This is a genomic window from Burkholderia sp. Ac-20379, assembly GCF_017104645.1.
Lineage (GTDB): Bacteria > Pseudomonadota > Gammaproteobacteria > Burkholderiales > Burkholderiaceae > Burkholderia.
On the sequence record NZ_JAAGPF010000383.1, the window covers coordinates 1 to 6,286 of the forward strand.

At 69.0% G+C, this 6,286-nt stretch carries 9 protein-coding genes; 4 read left to right on the forward strand and 5 right to left on the reverse strand.

From position 1 onward, the window contains the following. The 4 genes from G3N92_RS29455 to G3N92_RS29470 all read right to left on the reverse strand — a co-directional run. Nucleotides 1–453 (reverse strand): substrate-binding domain-containing protein (locus G3N92_RS29455; RefSeq protein ID WP_206131095.1); only part of this gene is annotated, 453 nt, incomplete at its 3' end. Then, nucleotides 443–1,126, reverse strand: a complete 684-nt coding sequence (ligK, locus tag G3N92_RS29460; protein ID WP_206131096.1) for a 4-carboxy-4-hydroxy-2-oxoadipate aldolase/oxaloacetate decarboxylase — start codon at nucleotides 1,124–1,126, stop codon at nucleotides 443–445. The genes ligK and G3N92_RS29455, both read right to left, overlap by 11 nt. Nucleotides 1,127–1,128: 2 nt before the next feature. After that, entirely contained in the window at nucleotides 1,129–2,154 is a 1,026-nt protein-coding gene (locus G3N92_RS29465) for an amidohydrolase family protein (protein WP_206131097.1), read from the reverse strand. Nucleotides 2,155–2,208: 54 nt separating this feature from the next. Further along, on the reverse strand, nucleotides 2,209–3,531 hold the full coding sequence (locus tag G3N92_RS29470; RefSeq protein WP_206131098.1) for a gallate dioxygenase: 1,323 nt from the start codon (nucleotides 3,529–3,531) through the stop codon (nucleotides 2,209–2,211). Nucleotides 3,532–3,870: 339 nt separating this feature from the next. On the opposite strand from G3N92_RS29470, the gene G3N92_RS29475 reads away from it, so the two are divergent. Continuing rightward, a complete protein-coding gene (locus G3N92_RS29475) occupies nucleotides 3,871–4,197 on the forward strand; it encodes a thioredoxin family protein (RefSeq protein ID WP_206131099.1) in 327 nt (108 codons plus the stop codon). A gap of 21 nt (nucleotides 4,198–4,218) precedes the next feature. Beyond that, the gene (locus tag G3N92_RS29480; protein WP_206131100.1) at nucleotides 4,219–4,638 is read left to right on the forward strand and encodes a secondary thiamine-phosphate synthase enzyme YjbQ; all 420 of its coding nucleotides are present in this window, start codon (nucleotides 4,219–4,221) and stop codon (nucleotides 4,636–4,638) included. Between the two features lie 40 nt (nucleotides 4,639–4,678). Here the strand turns inward: G3N92_RS29480 and G3N92_RS29485 are convergent, their stop codons facing one another. Continuing rightward, on the reverse strand, nucleotides 4,679–5,617 hold the full coding sequence (locus tag G3N92_RS29485) for a LysR family transcriptional regulator (RefSeq protein WP_206131101.1): 939 nt from the start codon (nucleotides 5,615–5,617) through the stop codon (nucleotides 4,679–4,681). Between the two features lie 104 nt (nucleotides 5,618–5,721). Between G3N92_RS29485 and G3N92_RS29490 the strand changes: the two genes are divergently transcribed. Both G3N92_RS29490 and G3N92_RS29495 read left to right on the forward strand, forming a co-directional pair. After that, nucleotides 5,722–6,120, forward strand: coding sequence for a cupin domain-containing protein (locus G3N92_RS29490; RefSeq protein ID WP_206131102.1), 399 nt, complete (start codon nucleotides 5,722–5,724; stop codon nucleotides 6,118–6,120). After that, nucleotides 6,098–6,286: hypothetical protein (locus G3N92_RS29495; protein ID WP_206131103.1), on the forward strand; the 189-nt coding region annotated here is incomplete at its 3' end. The genes G3N92_RS29490 and G3N92_RS29495, both read left to right, overlap by 23 nt.

Sequence of the window (6,286 nt, forward strand, 5' to 3'; positions counted from 1 at the left end):
CCGCGCCCGCGCCAGGCGCGGCGCGAGCGCCTCGGCCACGCCCCACTTCGCGAACAGCGCCGCCAGATGCGCGCCGCTCGGCCCGGTCGAATAGCCGATCGTGCGGGCCTGCATGACGGCTTCGCGCAACGCCGCCTCGGAATCGATGGAAGGCAGCGGCGCGCCGCTGCGCACGGCCGCCGCGATGCCCGAGCGGGCGACCGCCACGCGGCTGCCGCCGTCCACATGACCGGCCTCGGCCAGCCGCGCGAGCGCGTCGCCGGCCAGCACGACCACGTCGAACGCCTCGCCCGCGCTCACGCGCCGCGCCGCGTCCACGCCGCCCACCGATTCGATCGCCACCTGGCGGCCCGTTTCGGCGGCGTAAGCGTCGGCGAGCCGCGCCAGCAACTGGCGCGTCGCCATCGACGAAATCACGGCGAGCGGCCCGGCCATCGCGCGCTCAGTCGACATAGCGCAGGCCGGCCTTCGCCAACGGCTCGCGCATGTTGTACATGTCGAGGCCGAGCACGCCCGAGGCCAGCTTCGCGCGCTTGGCGCCCTCGTTCGCCTCGCGCGCCAGCGCCTTGTCGAGCACCTCGGCGGCGATCGCCTTCGGCACGCACACCACGCCGTCGATATCGGCCACCACCACGTCGCCGGGCGTGACATAGGCGCCCGCGCACACCACCGGCACGTTGACCGAGCCGAGCGTGGCCTTGATGGTGCCCTTCGACGACACCGCCTTGCTCCACACCGGGAATTTCATCTCTTCGAGCGTGGCCACGTCGCGCACGCCGCCGTCGATCACGAGGCCCACCGCGCCCTGCGCCTGGAAGCTGGTGGCGAGCAGGTCGCCGAAGTAACCGTCCGTGCAGGCGGCCGTGACGGCAGCGATCACGATGTCGCCGGGCCGGATCTGCTCGGCCGCGACGTGCATCATCCAGTTGTCGCCGGGCTGCAGCAGCACGGTGACGGCCGTGCCGGCCGCGCGCGCATGCGGGTAGATCGGCCGCATATACGGTTGCAGCAGGCCCACGCGCCCCATCGCCTCGTGGACGGTGGCCGAGCCGAGTTCGCCGAGCCTGCGCGCCACGTCCGCATCCGCGCGCTCGAAGTTGCGATACACCACGCCGAGTTCGTACATGATCAACGCCCCTTGTTCTTCAGTGCCGTGTCGAGACGGGCATAGACGCGCCGCGCGTTGCCCTCGTAGATGCTGAAGCGCTCGGCGTCGCTGATGTTCGCCGCTTCGATGTAGCGCTTGGTGTCGTCGTAGGCGTGGCCGGTTTCCGGATCGATGCCGCGCACCGCGCCGATCATCTCGCTCGCGAACAGGATGTTGTCGACGGGAATCACGTTGGTCAGCAGGTCGATGCCGGGCTGGTGATAGACGCAGGTATCGAAGAACACGTTCTTGAGCAGGTGCTCGCCGAGCGGCGGCTTCTTCAGCTCCTGCGCAAGGCCGCGGAAGCGGCCCCAATGGTAGGGCGCCGCGCCGCCGCCGTGCGGGATCACGAACTTCAGCGTCGGGAAATCGCGGAACAGGTCGGACGTCAGGCACTGCATGAACGCGGTGGTATCCGCGTTCAGGTAATGCGCGCCCGTGGTGTGGAAGCAGGCGTTGCAACTGGTGCTGACGTGGATCATCGCCGGGATGTCGTATTCGACCATCTTCTCGTAGATCGGATACCAGTAGCGGTCGGACAGCGGCGGGCTGGTCCAGTGGCCGCCCGACGGATCGGGGTTCAGGTTGATCGCCACGTTGCCGTACTGCTCGACGCATTTCACGAGCTCGGGAATACAGGTGGCGACGTCCACGCCCGGGCTTTGCGGCAGCATCGCAGCCGGCACGAAATGCTCGGGGAAAAGCTGGCTCACGCGATAGCAGAGCTCGTTGCAGATCGCGGCCCAGGCGCTCGACACGGCGAAATCGCCGATGTGGTGCGCCATGAAGCTCGCGCGCGGGCTGAAGATCGTCAGGTCGATGCCGCGCTCGCGCATCTTGTGCAACTGGTTGGTTTCGATCGATTCGCGCAGTTCGTCGTCGCTGATTTGCAGCTCCGAGGCCAGCGGCATCGGCGTGCCGTCGTTGAACGCGGCGATCTGGCGGTTGCGCCAGGCTTCGAGCGCCTTGGGGGCCGTGGTGTAGTGGCCGTGAATATCGATGATCATGCGGATTCCTTAATGAATGCCTAGCGGCGCCGCGCAGCGGGCCGCGCGTTTCGTTCAGTGCTTCGTGTCGTCGGCAGCGGGCGCGCCCGGCTTGCCCTGATCCCAGGCCAATGCGCCGGCGCTCTTGCCGGCCACCGAATACAGCGCGCCCGGTGCGTTGCGGGTGGCCTGAAACGCTTCGAGCGTTTCGCCGCGCATCGCCGCATAGATATGCAGGTTCGACACGCCCGTCACCGCGCCGAGCTTTTCGAGCAGGAAGAAGATCACGCCGTAATGCAGCAGGCCGCGCCAGTCGCGGCGGCGGATCAGGTCGCGCTCCGTCTCGCTCAAGCCGGCCGCCTCGAAGCTGGCTTCGGGATCGGCGAGGAACGCCGCGCGATGCGCGGGCGCCACCATGCGATGCAGGAACGCGTTGATGCCCCAGGCGCGCACGGCCGTTTCGGTGGAGAACGGGTACGTGCCTTCGAGCTTCTCGACGCCGGCCAGCTCGGCTGCGATGCGCGCGCGCTGGCGCTCGGCCTGCGCCGCGTCGGGCGTGTCGTCCTCGCCTTCGTAGATCGCGGTGGCGATGCCGGCCATCGACGGCAGGTAGTAGCTGCGATGCTTGCAGGCGACGTTGGCGGGCAACGCGCCGCGCATCGTCAGCCACATCACCACTTCCGCGCCTTCGTAGCCGCCGAGCGTGGCGTAGTCGGCGATCGTCATGCCGGCCAGGCGCTCGGGATCGTGCTGGAACAGATCGAGGAAGCGCTCGTCCCAGGGCGTGTTGTTGAAGCCCGCGCGCTCGCCGTGCACCTGGTGCGACAGCCCGCCGGTGGCCACGATCGCCACGCGCAGATCTTCAGGATAGCTTTCGATCGCGCGGCGCAGCGCCTGGCCGAGCTTGTAGAAGCGGCGCGCGCTCGGCATCGGCAGTTGCAGCACACCCATCTGCAGCGGCACCAGCTTCACGGGCCACGCGGGATCGTGCGGGCACAGCATCGACAGCGGCGAGAAGCAGCCGTGATCGAGCGCCTTGTTCTGGAAGAACGACATGTCGAATTCGTCGGCCATCAGCGAGCGGCCGACGTGCGCGGCGAACGCCGGGTGCCCGTCGATCGGCGGCAGATCGCGCGCGCCGCCGCCCTCGTCGGCCACGGCCCATTGCGGGCCGACGCCGAGCGAGAACGCCGAATAGTGATCGAAGAAGAACGACGTGACGTGATCGTTGTAGATCATCAGCAGCACGTCGGGACGCTTCTGTTCGAGCCAATCGGCCAGCGGCGCGAAGTTCTCGAAGATCGGCGCCCAGACGGGATCGTCGCGCTTGTTCTTGTCGAACGCGAAACCGATCGTCGGAGTGTGGGAGGCGGCGATGCCGCCAATGATTCGGGCCATACGCGTTTCCAGTGGTGAGGCGCGCGGGGGAACGGCCGCCGCGGCGCGGATAGGCGTATCAAAGCGGATGGCGGCCCGAACGTCAATCCAGCCTGGAAGGCATCAATCGTCTATTTCGAATGGATGCAGCGCAGCAAAGCCTTGTCGGAATTGGGTCTTTTGATCGAATACGGAAAACCGTCGATAACTTTTTTCGAATCCATCCCCGGCAAAATGCACGGCGCGGGCGGGGCCGCCCGCGGGCCCCGTCACGGCATCGGCCCGTTTCCGCTAGAGTGGAAGCCCGCAGCCGCGCGCTCGTGCGGCTGCGCTGCATTGGGATTTCCACAAGGAGCCAGCATGACCGCCACCCAGCCCTATACGCCCGACGCCCCCGCCCGCGCCGCAGTCGACGCGCTCGCCGGCGCGACCGTGATCGAGTTCGGCGCGAACTGGTGCGGGATCTGCGCTGGCGCGCAGCCGGCCATCCGCGAGGCGTTCGCGGCGCACCCCGGCGTGCGCCATCTGAAGATCGAGGACGGCCCCGGCCGGCCGCTCGGCCGCTCGTTCGGCGTCAAGCTGTGGCCGACGCTGGTGTTCCTGCGCGACGGCGCGGAAGTGGCGCGCGTGGTGCGCCCCACCGCCGCCGCGCAGATCGAGGCGAACGGCTTCGCCGCGCTCGGCTGACCGATCGGGGAGGCCATCGCGATGAAACAGGCGATCCAGCATATCGGCGTGGCCACGCGCGGGCGCGGCCTGATCGATTTCACGCGGCAGGTACGCGCGTTCGTCGAGCAGCAGTCGATCCGCACCGGCCTGCTGACGGTGTTCTGCCGCCATACGTCGGCCTCGCTGGTGATCCAGGAGAACGCCGATTCGTCGGTGCAGCGCGACATCGAGCGCTACTTCGAGGAGATCGCGCCCGAGGATCCGGCGCGCTACGAACACGACACCGAAGGCCCCGACGACATGCCCGCGCACCTGCGCACGGTGCTCACGCAGGTGCAGTTGTCGATCCCCGTCGAGCAGGGACGCATGGTGCTCGGCACCTGGCAGGGCATCTACCTGTTCGAGCACCGGCGCATCGCGCATCAGCGCGACATCGTCGTGCATCTGATCGGCGAGTGAACGCGCGAGCGGCGCGGCGGCGCTGTCTCGACGCCGCGTCTCAACGCCGCGTCTTGCCGCCGCCGCGCCGCGCTTCGCCGCGTTCCGGCGAGTAGCCCGCGCGCAGCGCCTCCACCACGAGCTCCACCGCACGCGACGACTTGCGGCGGCTCGGATAGTAGACGTGGTGGCCGACGAACGTCGGATACCACTCCGCCAGCACGAACGCGAGCCGCCCGGCCTGCACGTGCGGCTCGGCCAGATCGTGCGGCACGTAGGCCAGCCCGAAGCCGGCCAGCGCCGCATCGAGCATCTGGTAGACGTTGTTGAACGTCAGTTGCCCGGCCACGCGCACCTGCAATGCGCGCCGCCCCTTGACCAACTCCCACGCCAGCAGCGAATCGCGCGTCGGCAAGCGCAGGTTGATGCAGTTGTGCCGCGTCAGATCTTGCGGCGTGGCCGGCGCCGGGCGCGACGCCAGATAGCCGGGCGCGCCGACGATCGACATCGTCATGTCGGGCGCGATGCGCTGCGCGATCATGTCCTTCTCGACCTGGTCGCCGAGCCGCACGCCGATGTCGTAGCGATCCGCGACGATGTCGGTCAGCCCGTAGTCGTTCACCAGTTCGATCTCCAGCTCCGGATACAGCCGCAGCAACGGCTGCAGGCACGGCCAGACATAGGCGTTCGCGGCGTAATCGGTGGTGGTGATGCGCACCATGCCGCCGGGGCGGTCGGTCATCGCCCGCAGCGCCTCCAGCTCCGCGCCGATCTCCCGCAGATGCGGCCCGACCACCGCCAGCAGCCGCTCGCCGGCCGCCGTGGGCGACACGCTGCGCGTGGTGCGCGCGAGCAGCGGCATGCCCATGCGCGCTTCCAGCAGGCGCACGGTGCGGCTCAGCGCCGATTGCGACACGCCGAGCTGCGCCGCCGCGCGCGTGAAATTGCGTTCGCGCGCCACCGCCATGAACGCCAGCAAGTCGTTGAGGTTCTCTTTCAATTGATGCTCCTGCGCATAGGATCATGCCGATTCTGCCATCTAGTCGCATGATCGGCGGCTCGATACATTAACCGGCATCCCATCGCGACTCGCAAGGAAGCCCCATGAAACTGATGCGCGCCGGTTCGCAACCCTCGATGCGCGGCCCCGACGACTGGTTCACCGGCACCGTCCGGATCGATCCGCTCCACGCCGCGCCGCCGCCCTCGCGCGTGTCGTGCGCCAGCGTCACGTTCGAGCCGGGCGCGCGCACCGCCTGGCACACGCATCCGCTCGGCCAGACGCTGCTCGTGACCGCCGGCTGCGGCTGGACCCAATGCGAAGGCGAGCCGCGCGTGGAGATCCGCGCCGGCGACACGATCTGGTGCCCGCCCGGCCACAAGCACTGGCACGGCGCGACGGCCACCACCGCCATGACGCACGTGGCGATCCAGGAAGCGCTCGACGGCCGCAACGTCGACTGGCTCGACAAGGTCAGCGATGCGCAGTATCTCGGCGAATGAGCGCCGCCCGCCCCGGTTCGCCGCGCGCCTCGCGGCGGCCGGCATCGCGCTGGCGCTGAGCGCCTGCGCCACCCCCACCAGGATTCACGCCATGCACGACACCGCCCCGCCCGCCGACTTCGGCGCGGCCTCCCCCGCCCTCGCCCACTACACGGCCACCGCGCTC